This window comes from Acidobacteriota bacterium (assembly GCA_020845575.1).
Taxonomy (GTDB): Bacteria; Acidobacteriota; Vicinamibacteria; order Vicinamibacterales; family Vicinamibacteraceae; genus Luteitalea.
On record JADLFL010000027.1, the window covers coordinates 44,124 to 64,608 of the forward strand.

The following is a 20,485-nucleotide window of genomic DNA, read 5'->3' on the forward strand; positions in this document are numbered from 1 at the left end:
CTCGGCAGGGTTGGTCCGGGCTAGTAGTCGCTCAACTCGCCACCAGGAACGGCGGCGCGCAGGGCGTTGAGCACGGCGGCCAGGTCGATGACTTCCTGGAAGATCGCTCCGCCGACCGGCGGCAGCCATCCGCCGAAGGCGATGAGCATCCCGACCACGCTCAACGCCATTCCTCCAACGGCGCTCTGCAGTGCGATGCGCCGCATGCGGCGCGCCAGGTGGAACAGCTCGTCGACGCGCTTGAGCGACGTGTCCATGATCACGGCCCCTGCGGCTTCGGTGGTGATCTCGCTCTGGTGACCGAAGGCCAGGCCGACGGTTGCCGTCACGAGCGCGGGCGCATCGTTGATGCCGTCGCCGATGAACAGCGTTGGTGCACGCGCCGTTTCCGCGCGCGTGATGGCGACCTTCTGCTCCGGCGTCTGTCCGGCGTAGATTTCCTCGATACCGACCTGGTCGGCCAGGTAGCGCACTTCGCTCTCCCGATCGCCAGAGACGAGCAGGATGCGTTCGATCTGGTGTCGGGGACGAAGATGCGTGACGAACGAGCGGCTGTCGGCACGAGGCGCATCGTGGAAGCGATACGTGGCCGCGTATCGGCCATCGAGCAGGATCACGCACTCCAGCCCAGTCGCGATTGGCGGCAGCGCACCGCCGTGTCCCTCGGCTTCGGCCTGACGCCTGCCGATGACGCGCACGTGCCGCCCTTCGACCTGGCCGGTGAGACCTTCACCGGGCCGTTCGCGCACTTCGGTCGCGTCGACCAGAGCCACCTGCGCCCGCCCGGCGGCGTCCACGAGCGGCTTCGCGAGCGGGTGCTTCGAGTACCGCTCGAGGCTCGCCGTCACGCGCAGCACCATCGCATCGTCCATGCCCGGTGCCGTGAAGCGCTCCGTCAACGTGGGTTCGCCGTACGTCAGCGTCCCCGTCTTGTCGAGGACGATGGTGCGGCATCGATCGATGCGCTCGAGCACGGCAGGGTCGCGGATGATGATGCTCCGCTTGGCCGCGAGAGAGATGGCTCCGATGATTGCCACCGGGATGCCGATGAGGAGCGGGCACGGCGTGGCGACCACGAGCACGGCGAGGAACCTGATCGGATCGCCGCTCCACGCCCAGGCCGCGATGGCCACGCCGAGCGCGATCGGCGTGTACCACGCGCCGAGCTGATCGCCAAGTCGACGGAGCTGCGGGCGCCGCTGCTCCGAGTCCTGCATGACGCCCATGATGCGGGCATAGCGTGAATCGACAGCCAGTCGGCTCGCACGAAGCGTCAGCGCGCTCTCACCATTGATCGCGCCCGAGAACACCTCGGACCCGGGCGCCTTCACCATCATGAAAGGCTCGCCCGTGAGGTACGACTCGTCCATCACGCCATGGCCGTCGACGATCACGCCGTCGACGGGACAGATCTCGTGCGGGTACACGATCAGTTCGTCGCCGATGCGGACGTCCGCCAGCTCGATGTCGGCGATCCGGCCTTCGACGCGACGATGGGCAGCGAGCGGCATGCGGCTGGCAAGCGCCCGAAGGACCGACGAGGCGCGTCCGAGCGCGCGCGCCTCGACGGCTTCGCCACCGGAGAGCATCAGGACCACGAACGTCGCCGCCAGATACTCCTGGAGCAGCACGGCCGCCACGATCGAGATCCCGGCGAGCAGGTCGGAGCCGAACTCGCGGCGCGCGAGCGCGAGCGCGAGCGACACCACGAGCGGCACGCCTCCTGCGACGAGCACGACGTAGAGCGGGAGGGCTTGCGCGAATGGCGACGCGTTGGTGCCCCAGCGGAGCACCAGGTGCGTGAGGATGCCGGCGAGGGCCAGCGCCGCGATGCCCGTCGTCCGCACGGCGGTACGTGACCACCAATCACCTGCAACATGTCCGGACCGTGCCGGGGGTGCGCTCGATTCGGTCACCACTCGATTACGACTCCCGCTCGACGCGCGCGCGCGCCATGATCTCGACGACGCCGACATCGGCGCCGGCGTCCGCCTCGACAGTGACACGTGGACCCGGAGGCCGACTATCGTAGCCCGGGCTAGGATCGAACGCGATGCGCTGCCGCCGAGGCCTCGCCGCCCGTACGCTCGGCCTGCTCCCGGGCCTGGTCGTCGCCACCGTCGCTGCGACGCCCCTGGCGGCGCAGCCGCGTCACGATTCGCCGGTGCTGCAGCAGTATCTTCGCGCCGAGGGTCTTGGCAACCTTGGTGTTTCGGCGCTGCACCAGGACGCGGAAGGCACGCTGTGGGTTGCCACCGAGGGCGGCCTGTACCGGCACGACGGGGACCGCCTGCGTGCGGTGTCCGTGCCCGTGGAGGATCGCGGCGGTGTGGTGCGCGGCGTGGTCGCCGATGGCGAGGGCGGTCAGTGGATCGCCACGGCAGGCAGGCTGCTGCACCGCCGTTCCGACGGCACGCTGCGGCAGGTGTCGGCACCTGGTCGCGTGCTGCGCCCGCTGGCCTGGCAGCCGATGCAGCAGCTCGGTGGCGGCCGCCTGCTGGTCAACGCACTCGACCCCGCGACAGGGGGACGCGACCTGTTTCTCGTGCAGCGGACCGGCGACGGCTGGGAGGTCGCGCCGGCGCTTGCCGACCAGATGGCGACCTGGAGTGAGGCCGACAGACAGGTGCGGCTCATCGCCGTGGCACCCGATGGCACGTGGTGGTTCGGGTGCGGCGCGTTCCTCTGCAGCCGTACCGGCACGTCGCTCCAGCAGTGGTCCGTGCCCCTCGATGACTATGTGCCTACGGCGCTGCGTCAATTGCTCCCGGTCGCCGACGGGTCACTGTGGGTACTCACGCAGGGCGCGCTGCTGCACATGCAGGACGGGCGGTTCACCGACATGACGCCGCCGGCCTTCCGCGCCAGACAGGACCGCGCATCTCCGGCGCTGATCCAGGACCATGCGGGCCGCATCCTGTTTGCCAGCCAGGACACGCTCTATCGCCTCGACGGCACGACGTGGCGATCGTGGGGGCCGGAGTCAGGACTCGTCACCGGCTCGCAGATCAATGCGCTGCTCCAGGACGCCGACGGCGATCTCTGGTACGGCAGTCTGGGCCAGGGCCTCCTGCGCTGGAGCGGCTACCGTCACTGGACGGCGTGGACGGCGGGCGAGGGACTGTCCAACGCATCGGTGTGGGCCATCGTGGCCGACAGGGCCGGCACGATGTGGCTGGCCACGGTTCGCGGACTGGCGCGGTCGTCACGGATGTCGCCGCTGGCCTTCGACATGGCGGCATCCGAGCTGGACAGCCGTGCCGACATCACCGATCTCATCGCCGATGCCGAAGGCGTCCTCTGGACGTACGACCCGAGCCGCGGCCTGCTCCGTCGTCCCGCCGGCGGATCGTGGACGCAGGTTGCCGAGCCCATGCCCGACGTGATGCGGATGGCCGTTGCCGGTCCGATGGCGTGGATCATCACGGCACAGGGCTTGTGGCAGGTAGACACCAGCCTGCCGCCGCCCGTGACACCCCGGCGGGTCGAGATCCCCGCGAGGACCGGTCCGCTGGAGATGTTCGACATGTGCGTGGACGGGCGCCAGCAGGTGTGGATCGCACACCGCAACGGCCTGCTCCTCCACGACGCCGACGGGCTGCGCGCAGCCACGGTGGAGGGACTTCCGCCGCGATCGGGAGCTTCCATCCTGCGCTGCGACACCGACAGCGTCCATGCGATCACCTTCGACGAAACGCTCATCGAGATCGACATCCGCCGCCGGCGCGCGCAGCGCATCGAGGTGCCCCGACACGACGGGATGATCCTGCTCTCGGTCCTGCGCGACAGGCGGGACAGGCTGTGGGTGGGCACCGATCGCGGCGTGCTGGTCCGCGCCGACGGGCAGTGGCGACTGTTCGACCATGGCGACGGCCTGGTGTGGGACGACACCAACCAGTGGGCGCTCGACGAGGGGCCCGACGGCGCCATCTGGATCGGTACCAGCCGCGGCCTCGGGCGCATCGATGATCCCGACGCTCTCCTGCAGAAGGCCGACGCGCCGCTGCCCCTGCGCGTGGTCGACGCCAGCTATGGCGACCAGACATTCCGTCAGGGAGAGGCGTCGCAGGTCCTGCAATGGACGCGACGTCCGCTGACAGTCCGCTGGTCCGTGCCGTACTACGGCAATCGCGCAGGCCTGCACACGCGCTACAGGCTGCTCGGCCTGGACGACGAGTGGCAGGAGACGGCGATCGGCGAGATCCAGTACGCCGCACTGAGCCCGGGGAGCTACACGCTGGAACTGCAGGCGGTGGACCGATTGAACGGTCGGCGCAGTGCGGTGATCACGAGAGCCTTCGAAGTGGCAGCGCCGTGGTGGCGCAGTGCGCCGGCGTCGATCGCCGGCGGGCTTGTCGTCCTCGGCGTGGGCTGGGGGGCGCTGCGGTGGCGCCTGAGTCATCTCGTGCGTCGGCAGACGGAACTCGAAGCGCTCGTGCAGGAACGCACGCGCGCGCTCGCCGACTCGCACGCCGCCCTCGAGCGTCTGGCCCTGACCGACGCCTTGACGGGGACGATGAATAGGCGGGCCGTGATGGGGGCGGCCGAGGCCCAGGTCGCGCAACTGCTTCGGCGCGGCGGCGCACTGACGCTCGTGCTCGCCGACCTCGACGACTTCAAGCGGACCAACGACGTGCACGGGCACCTCGTGGGCGACGCGCTGTTGCGGGCCGTTGTCATCCGCCTCCAGCACGCGTTGCGCGAGGGCGACCTCCTCGGGCGCTACGGTGGCGAGGAGTTCCTGATCGTGCTGCCGGGCCTGTCCATGGACGATCCCGCCGGGGCGGCACGTGTTCGTGCGGTGTGCCAGACCGTTGCCGCACAGCCCTTCGACGTGGGAAGCGCCGAGCCGCTGGGCGCGACCTGCAGCATGGGTGCCGCCAGCCTTCGCGTCTCGTCCGATGGCTCCACGGCCGCCGCGGCACCAGTGCTGACCGCACTCATCACGCGGGCCGACGCCGCGCTTTATCGCGCCAAGGCCGCGGGGCGCAACCAGGTGGTGACGGCCGACGAATCAGCGCCGTGAACGTGCGGCCGTCCGGAGGATGCGTGTCACACGGCGTGGCTATGTCACACGTCAGGCTTCTCTTTCCAATCCAACCGCGTACGCTGTGAAGACCGGCGTGCGGCAGGTGCCGCGCCCGTGAACGCCATGCACATCCTTCGCAGCCTTCGTCAGCGCCGCCCATCGACAGTTGCCCTCGCCGGCACCTGCTGTATGGCACCCGCCGCCTGTCGTCCCTGCGCCTGTAGGTAGCCTCGCGCGCGTCCGACGCGCGGGGTTCAGCCATCGAACAGTGCGAACGGCTCGACGAGCCGTCGCTATCCGGTTCCCCTGAAGGGCGACGTGTCGCGCGATGCGCGTGCGGACGCCCTCCGGCGCGGCGTCCGCGTCGCGCATCGAGAGGATTTCCATGTCTGCGTTCCGCTTCCATTCGAGTTGGCCGGTCTGGCTGCCTGTCGCGATCCTCCTCCTGCTGCCCCTTCCAGGTCGTGCGCAGCCGGCAGCCGGCATCGTTGGCGTGGTGGTCGACGATCAGGGCCGCGTCCTTCCCGGGGTGACGGTGGACGTCACGAGCCCCGCGCTCATCGAGCGCAGCAAGACGACCGTCACCGCGGAGGACGGGCGGTATCAGGTCGTGGACCTGCGCCCGGGTCAGTACGAAGTCACGTTCACGCTGGAGGGGCTCCAGACCGTCCGCCGCACCGGCATCGCGCTCAGCACCGGCTTCACGGCGACAGTCGATGCGCGTCTGTCCATCGGACAACTCCAGGACGAGGTCACGGTGCGCGGCGGCGCGCCTGTGATCGACACGCGATCGGGCACGTCCGAGCGTCCGCTGCACCAGGAACTCATCGAGGGCATTCCCGTCGGCCGCGTGCCCAATGTCGCCGTCAGTCTCGTTCCGGGTGCAGTGACGGCACGGCCCGACATCGGTGGATCCGAGACGGGCCAGACGGCAGGCGTCTCGATCCACGGCTCGCAGACGCGCGATCTGATCTGGAACACCGATGGGCTGAACACGACGTCCAACACCGGCAGCGGCGGCGTGTCGGGGCAGTATCCGAACCAGAGCGCCATCCAGGAGATCGTCGTGCAGACGCGGGCGCTGCCGGCCGAGATCGGCGCGGGCGGCGTGAGCGTCAACATGATCACCAAGGACGGCGGCGCCACGTATCGCGGCACGTTGTTCGGCACCTACACCAACAACAACTTCCAGAACGCGAACGTCAGCGACGACCAGGCCGCGCGCGGGTTGGTCGCGCCGAGCGCCATGGACACCTTCTACGACCTGAACGGCGGGATCGGCGGACCGATCGCGCGCGACTCGCTGTGGTTCTTCGCGAGCGCCAGGCGGTTCCGCGTGGATCGCTTCGAGGCCAACACGTTCAACCCCGACGGCTCGCAGGCGCTCGACGAGAACCTGATCTGGAACGCGGGTGGCAAGGTCACCTGGCAGGTCAACTCGGCCAACAGGCTCTCGAGCTTCGTGGACTACAACTACAAGATCCGCGAACACCGCCGCGAGATCACCTCGACGTACCAGTTCGTCTCTCCCGAGGCGAGCTACAACTCGCCGCTGTGGGGACCGGTGGCCAACGTGAAGTGGACGTCGACGCTGGGCCCCACGGTGCTGCTGGACGCGGGCGTGTCGTGGTACTACGTGCCGTGGTCGCTCGACTATCAGCCCGATCTCGATTCGAACGCGTTCGCGCGCAACGACCTCGCGCTGTCGACGCTGACGGGCGCACCGCCGCCCTCGATGGTACGTGCCAACCAGGAGCGGCGCACGGCGAGCGCCGTCGTGTCGTGGTTGCCCCGCTTCCGCGGTGAGCACCAGATCCGGGGCGGCGTCCAGTTCGAGCACGCGCCGTACGGGCAGACGTTCGACTCGCTCGGCCACGGCGACTTCATCGCGCGATACCGCAACGGCGTGCCCGACTCGGTGATGGTCTACAACACGCCGGTCGAGACCAACCTGCAGCAGTCCGATCTCGGCGTCTTCGTGCAGGATGCCTGGGCGATCAGCCGCCGGTTGACGCTCAATCTCGGCCTCCGGTACGAGCGCCACACGGGCGGGCTCGGCGAGCAGTCGGCGGGCGCCGGACAGTTCGTGCCGGCGCGCAGCTTCGAGGCGCAGAAGGACCTCGTCGTGTGGAACACGATCGTCCCGCGTCTGGCGGCAACCTACGACATCTCGGGCCAGGGACGGACCGTCGTCAAGGTCAGCGCCAGTCAGTACACGCAGCGGCAGGGATCGGCGCTCATCAACCAGTTCAGTCCGATGCGGCAGAACAGCGAGGTACGGTCATGGGTCGACGGCAACGGCGACAGCGTGCCGCAGCTCGGCGAAATCGGCCCGTCGCTCGGCGGCCTCGATCGCGGCGCGACGGTGCGTATCGATCCGCAGCTCCGCCGGCCGACGCAGTGGGAATACGCGGCGACCGTCGAACACCAGCTCGGCACCGACTTCGCCGTCGCCCTGAGCTATTTCCACCGGCGCTACAAGAACCTGACGGCCGTCGTGAATGCCGCCGTGTCGTTGGACGACTACACGCCGCTCGAGATCACGAACCCGCTCGACGGGTCGCCGCTCACGATCTACAACCAGACCGCCGCGAGCATCGGCCGCGTCGACAACGTGCTCACGAACGTGCCGACCCTCGAGCAGACCTACCATGGCCTCGAAGCCACGGTGAACCGCCGGTTCAGCGACGGCCTCACGCTGTTTGGCGGCGTGACGCTCGGCCGCAACCGCGCGACGAGCCTGTCGGCGGTGGGCGGCAATCCGAACGGCTACATCAATGCCAACGGTTTCGACCTGCTCGACTCGCCGCTCATCGTCAACGTCTCGGGCATCTACCAGTTGCCCTGGCAGGTGTCGCTGTCGGGACACCTGGGCTACTACACCGGCCAGCCGCTGCGCCGCCTGTACACCGTCACGCGCACGATCGCGCCGACGCTGCGCCAGGTGAGTCAGGAAGTCGCGTTGCTGCCCGCCGGCGACCAACGGAAGCCCAATCAGACGCTGCTCGACCTTCGCGTCGGCCGCAGCTTCCGCCTCGGTCGCGGCCTCTCCGTGGAGCCGCTGCTCGAGGTCTACAACCTGCTGAACGAGAACGCCTCGGTCACCGAGGTGGAACAGGTCGGCCCGGCACTCGGCCGCGTCTCCCGCAACCTGGACGGACGTCTGCTGCGCGTCGGCGTGAAGGTTGCCTTCTGATCCCTGTACGAGAGGAGCATCGACTGTGAATTCCCAGATGTACGCGGCCGCTTCGGAGCGCCGTTTCCAACGTTCCCGGACTGCCGCGGCGGTCCTCGTCCTCGCGCTCGGTGCCGGCGCATGCTCGTCGCCTGCCGAGTCGCCGGCGCCCGCGACCTCTGCGCCCGCACCCGCGAGCGGCTTCGCGTACCCGTACCCCGCGCTGGCGACGCGCATCGTCGACGCGCTGAAGCCGTCGGCCGGCGAACGCGCGCTGCTGCGCTACAACCCGAACCAGCTCGGGCCGCTCGAAGCCGAATTGAAGCGGCAGCTCGAGGCGAAGGGCGTCGTCGTGCGATCGCAGCTCTATACCGACAGCACCGACTTCGCGGCGCGTCTCGCGGAGACCGACATCTACGTGTGGCTGCCGGCGGGTGACACGCCGGCGGCGGCCGAGGATCGGGCTCTGCTCGCCAAATGGCTGGACGAGGGCCGCGGCCGCCAGATCCACTTCCACTGGGAAGGCGGCACGCGCGACGCCGACGGCCTGCAGGTGGCGCACTCAGAGGCCTACGACCGGGTGTACGTCGACGCCCTCGACATCGACTACGCGGCACTCAGCCAGCGGCAGGACCGCGCGATCGCGATCCTGCGTGCGGGTGAAGTGCACGTGACCTCGCCCGAGGGCACGGACCTGCGTTTCACCATCGGTCCCGACCGTCCGTTCAGCAAGCAGGACGGCGACGCATCGGCCGAACGCATGAAGACGGCGAAGGTGCGTGTGGACCGCGAGATCGAGCTGCCGGCCGGCGTGCTCCGCGTGGCGCCGCTCGAGGAGACGGTCAACGGCACGCTGTTCGTGCCGCGCGCCCGCTTCGGCGACGTGACGGCCACGGGTATCCGACTCACGTTCACGAAGGGCGTCGTGTCCGATGTGACGGCCGAGACCAACCTCGATGCCGTGAAGGGGTTCCTGGCGTCGGCACCCGGCGCGTCGCACTTCCGTGAGCTGTGCCTCGGCTTCAATCCGAAGCTGAACGTGCCGGCTGGCCAGACGGCGCTGCCCTATTACGGCTACGGCGACTCGGTTGCGCGGCTCGGTCTCGGTGACAACTTCGAGGTCGGCGGCAACGTGCGCGGCGGCGGTGTCCGCTGGCTCTTCTTCCCCAACACGACGATCACCGTGGGCGACACGGTGCTCGTGAAGGACGGCAAGCTGACCGGCATCTGACGCGCTCGATCGTGTTGCGGGTCGGGCTCGGAGCCCGGCCCGCCTGCCCTGCTTCTGCCCCGCGGGGTTGCCCGTGAGTGGCAACCGTACACAATAGGGCAGTTGCATGAGTACGAGCCCCTTCCACATCGCTGTCGTTCTGGCGCCATTTCTGGCGATTCCGCTCGTTTTCTGGGCGAGCCACCAGCGTCGCGTGCGGGCGTGGCTGCCCGCCCTGATCCCCGGCCTGCTGACGGTCTGGTTCGCCTCCGCGTTTGTCGCCGTGCGCAACGGCGGTCCCTTCAGCATCGCGATGGAGTGGGCGCCGGCCCTCCGCCTGTCGCTGTCGTTCCGGTTCGACGGCCTCAGCACGCTGTTTGCGACCCTGATCGCCTTTGTCGGGACGCTGGTCCTCATCTACGCGGCGAAGTACTTCGAGGACCATCCCTACGCCGGGCGATTCACCGCCACGCTCTTCGCCTTCATGGGCTCGATGCTCGGGCTCGTCCTGAGCGATAACGTGATCGCGCTCTTCGTGTTCTGGGAGCTCACGGGCTTCACGTCGTTCCTGCTGATCGGGTTCGAGCACGATCGGCCGGAGGCGCGCCGCGCCGCCACGCAGGCGCTCATCGTCACCGGTGGTGGAGGACTGGCCCTCCTGGCCGCTGGCATCCTCATGCTGCAGGCCGGCGGCACGCCACAACTGTCCGAGCTTGCGGCGAGCGGAGGCCTTACCGCGCATCCCACCTACGTCGGCATCGCGTCGTTGCTGATGCTGGCGGCGTGCACCAAGTCGGCGCAGTTCCCGTTCCACTTCTGGCTGCCCAACGCCATGCAGGCACCCACGCCCGTGAGTGCCTATCTGCACTCGGCCACGATGGTGAAGGCCGGCGTCTATCTCGTTGCGCGCATGACGCCGATCGTCGGCGGCACGATGCTGTGGACCGGCGCCATCACCGTCATCGGCACCGCCACCATGCTCGTCGGTGCGACGCGGGCGTTGATGGAGACGGATCTCAAGCGGATCCTCGCCTACTCGACGATCAGCGCGCTCGGCGTCCTGATGCTGCTGTTCGCGCAGGGAACACCCGTGGCGGCGACGGCAGGTCTCGCCTATCTGCTCGCGCACGCCTGCTACAAGGGTGCGCTGTTCCTCGTGGCCGGCACCGTCGAACACGAGACAGGCTCGCGAGATGTCGCGGCGTTGGGCGGTCTGCGCGCGGCCATGCCCGTGACGGCGCTGGCCGCCGGCCTTGCCGCCGCGTCGATGGCGGGGCTTCCGCTGTTTGCCGGCTTCATCGCGAAAGAGCAGTTGTACGACACGCTGAGGGCCGTCGCGCTGCCGGGCGCATGGTCCGACGTGCTGACGATTGCCGGCGTCGCGGCCAGCATGGCGCTCGGGGCCGCCGGATTGGTCGCCGGTATCGCACCGTTTCGCGGCAGTTCGATGCCGACACCGGCGCCACATGACGCGCCGCCCCAGCTGTGGCTCGGGCCCCTGGTGCTCGGCGTCGTCGGCGTGACCCTGGGAGTGGCGCCTGGTCTGTTGACGACGCCGCTCGCCCTGGCCGTGTCGGCGGTGACAGCAACGTCGCACGACACCACGCTGTCGCTCTGGCACGGCTTCACGCTCACGCTCGCGCTCAGTGCCGTGACGGTGGCTGGTTCGATCGCCCTGTTCACGTCTCGCGCGCAGTTGTGGCGGTGGACATGGCCGCGGGCACTCCACACCGAAGGCCTGTACTCGTCGACACTCGCGTTGCTGGACGGTGTCAGCCGCCGCATCGGACCGCCTCTTCAGAGCGCATCGCTGCGGTCCTACGTCCTGGTCGTGGCGTTGACGGCCGTCACGCTGGTGACGACGGCGCTTGCCATGAACAGCGCGCTGCCGGAAGCGAGACGCACGACGTCGGTGGAGTTCCACGAAGCCATGCTGGCGACCCTGATCGTCGCCGGCGCCCTCTCGGCCGTCGTCGCGCGAACGACGATGGCCGCCGTGCTGTCGCTCGGCGTCGTGGGCTACGGCGTGGCGGTGATGTATGCGCTGCTCGGTGCGCCGGACCTGTCGATGACGCAGTTCGCCGTGGAGACGCTGACCGTCGTCATCTTCGTGCTCGTGTTCGCCAACCTGCGGGGGTTCGCCGATCTCTCGTCGCGGTTCGTCCGCGCGCGCGACGCTGCTGTTGCCATCGCCGCGGGTGCGGTGGTCACGACGCTGGTGTTGTTCATCGGTTCGTCGGGGACGACATCGAGGCTCTCGGCGTACTTTGCCGACGCCGCGCCGCGTCTCGCGCACGGCCACAACATCGTCAACGTGATCCTGGTGGATTTCCGCGGCTTCGACACCATGGGTGAAATCACGGTGCTCGTGACCGTCGCGATAGGCGTAAGAGCATTGTTACTGATCTCACAGGAGGGCACCCGATGACGCCCTTGCCCTCACCCGCATCGACGCCGACACCGACGTCGACGATCCTGATGACGGCGGCGCGCGTGCTGATGCCGCTGTTGCTGTTGTTCGCCGTGTTCCTGTTGTTGAGAGGACACAACCAACCGGGAGGCGGCTTCGTGGGCGGGCTCGTCGTTGCCGCATCCCTGGTCCTGTACGCGATTGCCGCCGGTGTGTCAGCGGCACGTCGTGCCCTGCTCGTCAGTCCGTCGACGCTGCTCGGGGTTGGCCTGCTTGTGGCGCTGGCCAGCGGCATGCCGGCCGTCATCGCCGCCAAGCCGTTCATGACGGCGTTGTGGACCGACGTCGGTGTCGGATCGACGGAACTCGCCGTCGGGACGCCGCTGGTGTTCGATATCGGCGTCTTCCTGGCCGTGATTGGCGTGGTGCTGACCATCGTGTTCACGCTGGCCGAGACGGTCCTGGCCGAGGAGTGAGATGGAACTGTTGTTGGCGATTGTCGCGGGAGTGCTGTATGCGGCCGGGCTGTATCTGATGCTCAGGCGCCGCCTCGCGCAGCTCATCATCGGACTCAGCCTCCTGTCGAACGGATCGAACATCCTGATCCTGTCGGCGGCAGGTGTGACGCGCGCGAAGCCACCGCTCGTCACGCAGGGCATTCCGTTGGAACACTACGCCGACCCTGTTCCGCAGTCGCTCATCCTGACGGCCATCGTCATCGGGTTCGGCGTGCTGGCGTTCGCGCTCGTTCTCGCCTACCGCGTCCGTCAGTCCGTTGGCACGGACGACATCGATGCGGTAGGTCCTGATTTCGTCACGGCGAAGTCGGGCACGGTGGATCGCGCGTGATGCTCCTCACGCTTCCCATCGTCCTGCCGCTGTTGACGGCGATCGTGCTGCACCTGCTCCCGCAGCGGAGTCGTCTGCTCCGCGTGGTCGCGTTCGCCGGGTCGCTGGCGACGCTCGCGGCCGCCATCGGCATCTTCATCAGGGTCCAGGAGACGGGCATCGAGGTGCTTCAGGTCGGATCGTGGCCGGCACCATTCGGCATCACGCTCGTTGCCGACCTGCTCAGCGCGATGATGATCGTGGTCGTCGGCGTGATCGGCGTGGCGGTCACCGGCTCGTCGTTCGCCGGCGTCGATCCACGTCGCGAGTCGCTCGGGTATCACCCGCTGATTCAGGTCATCCTCATGGGAGTGGCCGGTGCGTTCCTCACGGGCGACATCTTCAACCTGTACGTCTGGTTCGAGGTGATGCTGATCGGCTCGTTCGTGCTGATGGCGCTCCACCGGACGCGCGCGCAACTGCACGCGGCGTTCACGTACGTCGGCCTCAACCTGCTGGCGTCTGCGTTCCTGCTGACCGCGATCGGTCTGCTCTATGGGCAGGCGGGCACGCTGAACCTCGCCGATCTCGCGCAGGCCTGGCCGGAGCGCCGTACGCCGGGGCTCGACGCGGCGCTGTCGATGCTGTTCCTGACCGCCTTCGGGATCAAGGCCGGCCTGTTCCCGTTGTTCTTCTGGCTGCCGGCCTCGTATCACACGCCCCCGGCCGCCGTCGGCGCGCTGCTGGCGGGGTTGCTCACCAAGGTCGGTGTGTACGCGATGATGCGCGTGTTCACGCTGCTGTTCCCCGACCCGGGCAGTCACGTGTACAACGTCCTGCTGGTACTCTCGGCGCTGACGATGGCGGTGGGGCTCATCGGCGCGCTGGCCCAGCGGGATTTCCGGCGCGTGCTGTCGTTCAACCTGGTCGGGCACATCGGCTTCACGACCGTCGGCCTCGCGTTGTGGACGCCCGCGGCGCTCGCCGGATCGATCCTGTACGTGCTGCATCACATGCTCGTCATCTCGACGTTGTTCCTCGTCAGCGGTTTCTTCCTCAGGCAGCGACGGACCACGGATCTCGGCGCGCTCGGCGGGCTGTATCGATCGCAGCCCGGGATCGCCTGCCTGACGCTCATTCCGCTGTTCTCGCTCGCGGGCGTGCCGCCGCTGTCGGGGTTCATCGCGAAGGTCGGCGTGATCACGCCGATCCTCGGCACGGGCCACTACCTGGTTGCCGCAGTGGCGCTGTCGGTGAGCCTGCTCACCGTGCTCTCCATGGCGCGACTCTGGGAGGAGGCGTTCTGGAAACCGGCGCCGGAGCCGTCATCGCATCCGGTGCCGCAGACGCGCCTCGGGGCGACGGTCGTCCTCCCTGTCGCGTTCCTCGCCAGTCTCACGATCGCGCTGACGGTCTTCGCCGGCCCGGTGTCGGGCCTGAGCCTGCGGGCGGCCGAACAGCTGCTCGAGCGGAACACGTACATGCGTGCCGTACTCGGAGAGGGGGTGCCGCGTGCTGCTCGGTAACATGCTGCTCGCGCTCACGTGGGCGGCGCTGCAGAGCGAGTTCTCGCTGTTCACGCTCTTCACGGGACACGTCCTCGGGTACGTGATCCTCGTGGCGCTGGTGCGTGGCGGCGTACTCGCGCCGTCGCCGTACATCGGGCGCGTCCATCGCGTGATCGGCCTCGCCGGACACTTCCTCTACGAGCTCGTGCGGGCGAACATCCGCCTCGCGCTCGATGTCGCGACGCCGCGATTCCAGATGAAGCCGGGCATCGTCGCGGTGCCGCTGGATGCCACCGAAGACGGCCAGATCCTGCTTCTCACGATGCTGATCAACACGACGCCGGGGAGTGTCGCGCTCGACGTGTCGCCTGACAGGAAGACGCTCTACGTGCACGTCATGTACATGGACAGTCCGGACGCCGCGCGCGAGGAGATCAAGCAGGGCTTCGAGCGGCGCGTGCTCGACGTCCTCGGGTGATCCGATGCCGAGTCTTGCCTTTCTCGCTGCGCTGACGATGCTCTCGGTGGCCGCGGCCCTGACCTTCATCAGGCTGGTCAAGGGACCGACGCTGCCCGACCGGGTCATCGCCATCGACCTCATCGGCGTGCTGCTGGTGTGCCTCCTCGTCCTGATGGCCGGCAGGACGGGGCAGGAGGCCTTCCTCGACGTGGCCATGGTCGTGGCCCTCATCAGCTTCGTCGGAACCGTGGCGTACGCGCGTTACATCGAACGGGAGGGGTCGTGATCGAGTGGGTGTCCGGCGCGCTGTTCGTCATCGGCGGGACGCTGGCCCTGCTCGCCGGCATCGGCGTGTACCGCATGCCTGACGTCTTCACGCGCATGCAGGCGTCAACCAAGGCGTCGACGCTCGGCCTCGGCTGCCTCCTGATGGGCGTCGCACTCCGTAACCCGGAGCTTTCCTTTGTCGTCCGCAGCGCGAGCATCGCGGCGTTCATGCTGCTGACGACGGCGGTGTCCGCGCACGTGATCGCGCGAGCGGCGGCCCGCAGTGGCGCACCGATCTGGCGCGGCACCGTCGTGGACGAGCGCCCCGACCCGGGCGACAGGTCGCAGCACCACTGAAAGAGCCCGAGACAGCCTGGTGTAGCCGCCGGATCTCATCCGGCGGGCAGGACGCGGGCGTCGCCCCTATGCGGGCGGGCAAGTCGCACCGGCGGTGGCCTGCGACGCGGCGGACGATGTTACGATGCGAGTCATGTCGACAGCGACGCGGGAGTCGGTGCCGGGGGTGGTTTCGAACGACTACCCGCAGGCTCGCCGGCTGACGCGCGAAGAGTTCGAACGTGCGGGCGAGCTCGGGTTGTTCGGGCCCGAGGAGCGGCTGGAGCTCATCGACGGCATCGTGGTGCGAAAGATGACTCCGCAGAACCCTCCCCATGCGAGCGGGATCGCCTTCGTCGAGCGGGCGCTGCGAGCGCTCGAACTCGCTGGTGTCCACCTGCGCATCCAGCTTCCCCTCGCACTCGGAACGCACGCGGAACCAGAGCCCGACATCGCCGTCGTGGACGGAGACGCAGCGGACTACACGCGCGATCACCCGGCCAGTGCGCGACTCGTCGTAGAGGTGTCCGACACGACCCGACAGTTCGATCGAACGAACAAGGCCAGTCTCTATGCCAGTGCCGGGATCCCCGAGTACTGGATCCTGGACCTGCCCGATCGCGCCCTCGAAATCATGCGCGACCCGGCGCCGAGGACTGGTGAGCCGTTCGGCGCGCACTACCGCAGCGTCACGCGTCACACCGGAACCGACAGCGTTCGGTCGCTGCTCTCGAATCGCGACATCGCCGTCGCGGCGCTTCTTCCTCGCTGAGGCGCGCGTCGACCGACTGCGCGCACGCTGTCTCTACTTGAGGAGGCTTTCCAGCGTCGGTCCCATCGCCTCCGCCCAGATGGCGTAGCCCTTCGCGGTGGGATGCAGGTAGTCGTACATCACGTCCTGCGAGATGGAGCCATCGGCGTCGAGGAAGCGCGCGCCGATGTCGAGGAAGGTGATGCCGTTGCGGCCATCGAGTTGCGCGAGACGCTCGTTGACGGCGGCGACCTTCGCGCGCGTGGCGTCGGGCTTCACGCCGCGCGGGAAGATGCCGAGCAGCAGGATCCTGGTTGAAGCAGATCGCCGATGAAGTTCGGCGCAGATGGCCTCGACGCCCTGGGCGATCTCGTCGACGGTATTGATCCCCATGTTGTTGGTGCCGATCATCACCACGACAACCTTCGGCGCGACGCCGTCGAACTCGCCATGCGTGAGTCGCCAGAGCACGTTCTCGGTGCGATCCCACCCGTACCCGAGATTGACCACCCGCCTGCCGGCGAAGACGCGGTCCCACACCTCCACGCCCGTGCGCCTGCCGCTGGCGGGATCGCCGCCCCAGAAGTGCGTGATCGAATCGCCGAGCATGACGATCTCCGGCTGTCGCTCCCGCATCAGATCCACGATCGCCGCGTGGCGCGCGGACCAGTCGTAGCTGCGCCAGTCGCGATTCTGCGTGAGCGGGACCAGCGTTGATGGCTTGCGCGTGCCGGTTGGCGGAGTCCAGGCCACGGTCCAGCCGACGCCAGTGCCGTCCGGCGTGAACAGTCGCGCCCTGGCCGTGTATCCGGCCGGCACATCGATGGGCTCGAGCCACTCACCGGCGTCCCTGCCCGGCTCGCTCCCGTCGAGCGTGTAGCGAATCACCATGCCGGCAGGTGGCGCGGCGGCCGTGAGTATGCCGTCAGCGCGCAGCGATATCGCCGGAGCCTCGGCGTGAACGGGCGTGGCCACCTGTGCCCACGCCGCGAGCGGGACACACATCAGGGCTCCTGTGAGAGCCAGTCGTCGAAGCATCATGTCAGTGCGTCCCTCCGTCTCGACACCTTGTCGACCGCCGCCAAGCATAGACCGCGTCGTGACCTTCGACACGCATCACTGACTGCCGGACAAAGTCCGGCAGCTACACCACTTGTCCCGTAGGGGTCGGGCTTGCCCGACCCGTCGCGCATCGCGGCGGTGGCGTCGACACGCGAATTCTGATACGAGTGCGTGACCAATCATCGTTGAGTCGCGGAGGCCGAGAGTGAAGACGGCATACCTTGTCGCGTTGGTGCTCCTGTCGATCGGGTTCGCGCTGTTGGCAGGCGCCGGTTACATGCGCTACCAACGCGGCAGGTTCGAGGCGAGCGCCGCGCGCGCGTCGGGTCGCGTGCTGGAGATCGTCGTCACCGAGTCGGGCAGCGAGCGATGCCTCGCGCCGCGCGTGCGCTTCGACGTGCAGGGAACCGCGCACGAGTTCGTGCCGTCCGTCCGCGCCTGTCCCAACGATGGCGGCCCAGACGTGCGCTGGTCGGTAGGCGACGAGGTGACGGTGCTCTACGAGCCCGCGAATCCGTCGCGGGCAGACATGGGAGGCGGCATGAACAGCTGGCTGCCGACCATCGTGCTCGGCATCTTCGGCGTCGTGTTCGTTGCATGTGGTGCCTTCTCCGTTCACATCGGGCGGGATTCGTGAACGACGCAGACACCGGGCGTCCGACCCGCGACGCGCGTGGATGCGATGGTGCGCAAGAGCGCTGGGCGCTACGATGGCCGCCCGTGGCGCTTGTCTCGCAGCCAGCGGCCGACGGGGGGCTCTTCGCGCTCGTGGAGCTCGTCGAGCCTGTCGGCGTGCGCACGCAGCAGATCGCTCCGCGTGAGGATCCCGACCACGGTCCTGCGACCGCGATCGATCACCGGCAGACGTCCAACGCCATGGCGCACCATCTCGTCGGCGGCCTCTCGCAGCGACCAGTGGGGGTAAGCCACCACGGGTGACCGCGTCACGGCCTCGCCGACCAGTGTCTCGCCGGCGCGGTCGCCGAGGAGATTGCGGCGCGTGACGACGCCGAGCAGGGTGCCATCCTGCGCCACGACGGGGAAGCCCTGGTGCGTGAGCGACGGCTTGCCGTTGAGCCGATCCCTGACCTCGTCGAACGTCTCGTCGGCTCCGAGCGTCACGACAGGCGCCGTGGCCCAGTCCCTGACGTGCTGCTGGCGCAGGTAGTCCACCTCGTAACCGCGCGCGACGGGGATCCCGCGCCGCACGATCTTCTCGGTCATGATCGAGTAGCGCATGTTGAGCATCGACACGAGGTAGGCGGCCGCGCAGCCACCGAGCAGCGGGAGGAGACCCACGGGCTGCCGTGTCGTCTCGAAGGCGAACACCACCCACACGAGCATCGCGTGCGACGCGCCCGTGAAGAGCGCCGCCATCCCGACGAGCGCTGCAAGACGCGCATCGACACCAGCCTGAGGAAGAAGCGCGGCAAGCGCGATCCCGCACGCGCCGCCAATCGCCCCACCGACGGTGAAGAGCGGCGCGAGCGTCCCGCCAGACGTCCCGCTGCCGAGCGCGAGCGACCACGACACGAACTTCAGCGTGCCGAGCAGGAGCAGGCCCTTCCACGAGATGAGGCCCTGGAGGATCTGCTCGATGTTCTCGTAGCCGACGCCCAGCGTGGCGGGCTCGACATAGCCGACGAGGCCGACGGCAAGACCGCCGATGATCGGCCACCACATCCAGTGCAGCGGCAGGTGCTCGAACGCGTCCTCGACGGCGAACACGGCGCGCGTGACGGCCACGCCCACGAGGCCCATGAACGCGCCGAGCGCGATGTAGGCGGCGATGGCCAGGCCATCCGGTTGCGGGACGACGGGCATGGCGAACACGGGAGCCGAGCCGTGGAACGCCAGACGCACGGCCGTCGCCGTTGATGTGGCCAACGCCACTGGGATCGCGGATCGCGCGCGAAACTCGAAGAGCAGCAGCTCGACGGCCAGCAGCACGCCGGCCACGGGTGTCCCGAATGTCGCGGCCATGCCGGCCGCCGCGCCCGCAGCGAGCAGGATCTTGCGCTCGACGGACGTGACGGTGATCGCCTGGCCCACAAGCGACCCGAGCGCGCCGCCCGTGGCGATGATCGGGCCTTCGGCGCCGAACGGTCCGCCCGTGCCGATCGCGATTGCCGCAGACACCGGCTTGAGAATGGTGAGTCGCGGAGGGATCCGGCTGCGGTTGGTGAGCACCTGCTCCATGGCTTCGGGGATGCCATGCCCGCGGATGGCCGCGGATCCGAATCGCGCCATGAGCCCCACGACAAGCCCCCCGACCATCGGCGGGACGATGACGAACAGGCCGAGATGATGGTGGGCGGGTGAGGAGGGCGCGAAGGACCACTGCCCGTAGAACGACAGGTTGGTGACGATCGCGATGAGCCGCGTCAGCGCCTCGGCCACGAACGCGGCGGCGACGCCGAGCACGAGCGCGATGCCGCTGGTGTAGAGCACGCGGCCGTCCACCGGGGGCGCCGGGTCCACGTGCGCCAGCTCGAGCTCCGGCCCCAGCGACGGGGCGATGGGCACGCTGCGGTCCATCGTCACGAGGGGTCTCCGGATTCGAGGAACATCGGCGGGCGCCTGGCGGCGGCCATCGCGTCTGCGACGCGGTCGAGCGCCCGCGCCGTCGCGCGCCTCGACGCCGGCGACATCGCCACGACGGCGCCGACGAGCAGCTCCTGCGCGGCGCCTGGCGCGGCCTCCAGTGCGCGGCGGCCCGCGGGTGTCAGCACGATCAGTCGTCGTCGCCCGTCGTCGGGATCGACCCGACGCCTGACGAGCCGACGCGCCTCGAGGCGCGACGCGACGACGGACACGGAACTCTGGTGTGTGAAAGTCCTGGCCGAGAGCTCGTTGATCGACAGTCCGTCCGAGCCGGCGAGCGTGCGCAACACGAAGAGCTGCGCCGCGCTCAGCCCGACGCGCTGCTGGCTGTCGCGCGACGACTCGTGCAGGCTCTGGACGATGCGCCGGATGGCATCGAGCAGCGCCCGCACGTCCTCCGCCGACGATGCATGGGAGACCATGCATCGATCATAGCCGGTCCGGTGCCCCGGAACGGACCGGGAAGCTCTCCGAGCGCGTGCTCAGGATGGTCGTGTGTACGCCGTGGTGCCGGTTGCAGAGCCTGCCCGGTCGCCATTCGCGAAGGTCACGGGTCGGGCCGTGAAGGGCGTGACGTCGAAGGACCTGCTCGGCGCCACGCGGGAGGATGGGTGGGCGCGTGGAGAACGTGCGGTGCGCATCAGCCCAGCCAGGAGTGGAGTTGCACGTACGCCCGTTACGCGGAGGCGACGTTCCGCAAGGACCGGCGGCTGACCGTTTGTCCGCCGAATGTGCGAGAATATTGAGCTTCCATGCGGGCTCGTTCCGAGCGAGCGACCCAGCGTTCATGGAGCGAGTCGAAGGGTGAGGTGGCCGAGAGGCTTAAGGCGGCGGTTTGCTAAACC

The 20,485-nt window shown here is 68.7% G+C and carries 16 protein-coding genes; 12 read left to right on the top strand and 4 right to left on the bottom strand.

Translation table 11 applies throughout. The annotated features are described in order from the left end of the window. Positions 1-20 precede the first annotated feature (20 nt). Positions 21-1,976, bottom strand: coding sequence for a cadmium-translocating P-type ATPase (gene cadA / locus IT182_08150; protein ID MCC6163305.1), 1,956 nt, complete (start codon positions 1,974-1,976; stop codon positions 21-23). Between the two features lie 77 nt (positions 1,977-2,053). Here cadA and IT182_08155 point away from each other — a divergent pair, with 77 nt between their 5' ends. From IT182_08155 to IT182_08205, 11 genes are all read left to right on the top strand, one after another. Further along, the gene (locus tag IT182_08155; GenBank protein ID MCC6163306.1) at positions 2,054-5,026 is read left to right on the top strand and encodes a diguanylate cyclase; all 2,973 of its coding nucleotides are present in this window, start codon (positions 2,054-2,056) and stop codon (positions 5,024-5,026) included. Between the two features lie 388 nt (positions 5,027-5,414). Beyond that, positions 5,415-8,225 carry a TonB-dependent receptor gene (locus IT182_08160; GenBank protein MCC6163307.1) on the top strand — a complete coding sequence of 937 codons (2,811 nt, stop codon included), beginning with the start codon at positions 5,415-5,417 and terminating at the stop codon, positions 8,223-8,225. A gap of 25 nt (positions 8,226-8,250) precedes the next feature. Further along, complete coding sequence (locus tag IT182_08165; protein MCC6163308.1) at positions 8,251-9,435, top strand: aminopeptidase; 1,185 nt, start codon at positions 8,251-8,253, stop codon at positions 9,433-9,435. Between the two features lie 106 nt (positions 9,436-9,541). Further along, the gene (locus IT182_08170; protein ID MCC6163309.1) at positions 9,542-11,842 is read left to right on the top strand and encodes a DUF4040 domain-containing protein; all 2,301 of its coding nucleotides are present in this window, start codon (positions 9,542-9,544) and stop codon (positions 11,840-11,842) included. Further along, complete coding sequence (locus tag IT182_08175; protein MCC6163310.1) at positions 11,839-12,300, top strand: Na+/H+ antiporter subunit B; 462 nt, start codon at positions 11,839-11,841, stop codon at positions 12,298-12,300. The genes IT182_08170 and IT182_08175 overlap by 4 nt, the downstream gene beginning before the upstream one ends. Before the next feature lies 1 nt (position 12,301). Beyond that, complete coding sequence (locus IT182_08180) at positions 12,302-12,673, top strand: Na+/H+ antiporter subunit C (protein MCC6163311.1); 372 nt, start codon at positions 12,302-12,304, stop codon at positions 12,671-12,673. Continuing rightward, positions 12,673-14,178 (top strand): Na+/H+ antiporter subunit D, encoded by a 1,506-nt coding sequence (locus IT182_08185; GenBank protein ID MCC6163312.1) that lies wholly within the window; start codon positions 12,673-12,675, stop codon positions 14,176-14,178. Before IT182_08180 ends, IT182_08185 begins: the two co-directional genes overlap by 1 nt. A gap of 1 nt (position 14,179) precedes the next feature. Next, positions 14,180-14,638 carry a Na+/H+ antiporter subunit E gene (locus tag IT182_08190; protein MCC6163313.1) on the top strand — a complete coding sequence of 153 codons (459 nt, stop codon included), beginning with the start codon at positions 14,180-14,182 and terminating at the stop codon, positions 14,636-14,638. 4 nt (positions 14,639-14,642) lie between these two features. Then, on the top strand, positions 14,643-14,906 hold the full coding sequence (locus IT182_08195; GenBank protein MCC6163314.1) for a cation:proton antiporter: 264 nt from the start codon (positions 14,643-14,645) through the stop codon (positions 14,904-14,906). Continuing rightward, positions 14,903-15,244 (top strand): monovalent cation/H(+) antiporter subunit G, encoded by a 342-nt coding sequence (locus tag IT182_08200; protein MCC6163315.1) that lies wholly within the window; start codon positions 14,903-14,905, stop codon positions 15,242-15,244. Before IT182_08195 ends, IT182_08200 begins: the two co-directional genes overlap by 4 nt. 133 nt (positions 15,245-15,377) lie before the next feature. Then, entirely contained in the window at positions 15,378-15,995 is a 618-nt protein-coding gene (locus IT182_08205) for a Uma2 family endonuclease (protein ID MCC6163316.1), read from the top strand. Positions 15,996-16,028: 33 nt separating this feature from the next. Here the strand turns inward: IT182_08205 and IT182_08210 are convergent, their stop codons facing one another. Beyond that, the gene (locus tag IT182_08210; GenBank protein MCC6163317.1) at positions 16,029-17,015 is read right to left on the bottom strand and encodes a chitobiase/beta-hexosaminidase C-terminal domain-containing protein; all 987 of its coding nucleotides are present in this window, start codon (positions 17,013-17,015) and stop codon (positions 16,029-16,031) included. A 226-nt stretch (positions 17,016-17,241) separates the two neighbouring features. On the opposite strand from IT182_08210, the gene IT182_08215 reads away from it, so the two are divergent. Next, on the top strand, positions 17,242-17,673 hold the full coding sequence (locus IT182_08215; protein MCC6163318.1) for a DUF3592 domain-containing protein: 432 nt from the start codon (positions 17,242-17,244) through the stop codon (positions 17,671-17,673). A 68-nt stretch (positions 17,674-17,741) separates the two neighbouring features. Here IT182_08215 and IT182_08220 read toward each other — a convergent pair whose 3' ends face one another. Together IT182_08220 and IT182_08225 are read right to left on the bottom strand one after the other, a co-directional pair. Then, positions 17,742-19,574 carry a chloride channel protein gene (locus IT182_08220; protein MCC6163319.1) on the bottom strand — a complete coding sequence of 611 codons (1,833 nt, stop codon included), beginning with the start codon at positions 19,572-19,574 and terminating at the stop codon, positions 17,742-17,744. A 2-nt stretch (positions 19,575-19,576) separates the two neighbouring features. Further along, positions 19,577-20,062 (bottom strand): MarR family transcriptional regulator, encoded by a 486-nt coding sequence (locus IT182_08225; GenBank protein ID MCC6163320.1) that lies wholly within the window; start codon positions 20,060-20,062, stop codon positions 19,577-19,579. Positions 20,063-20,485: the final 423 nt, after the last annotated feature.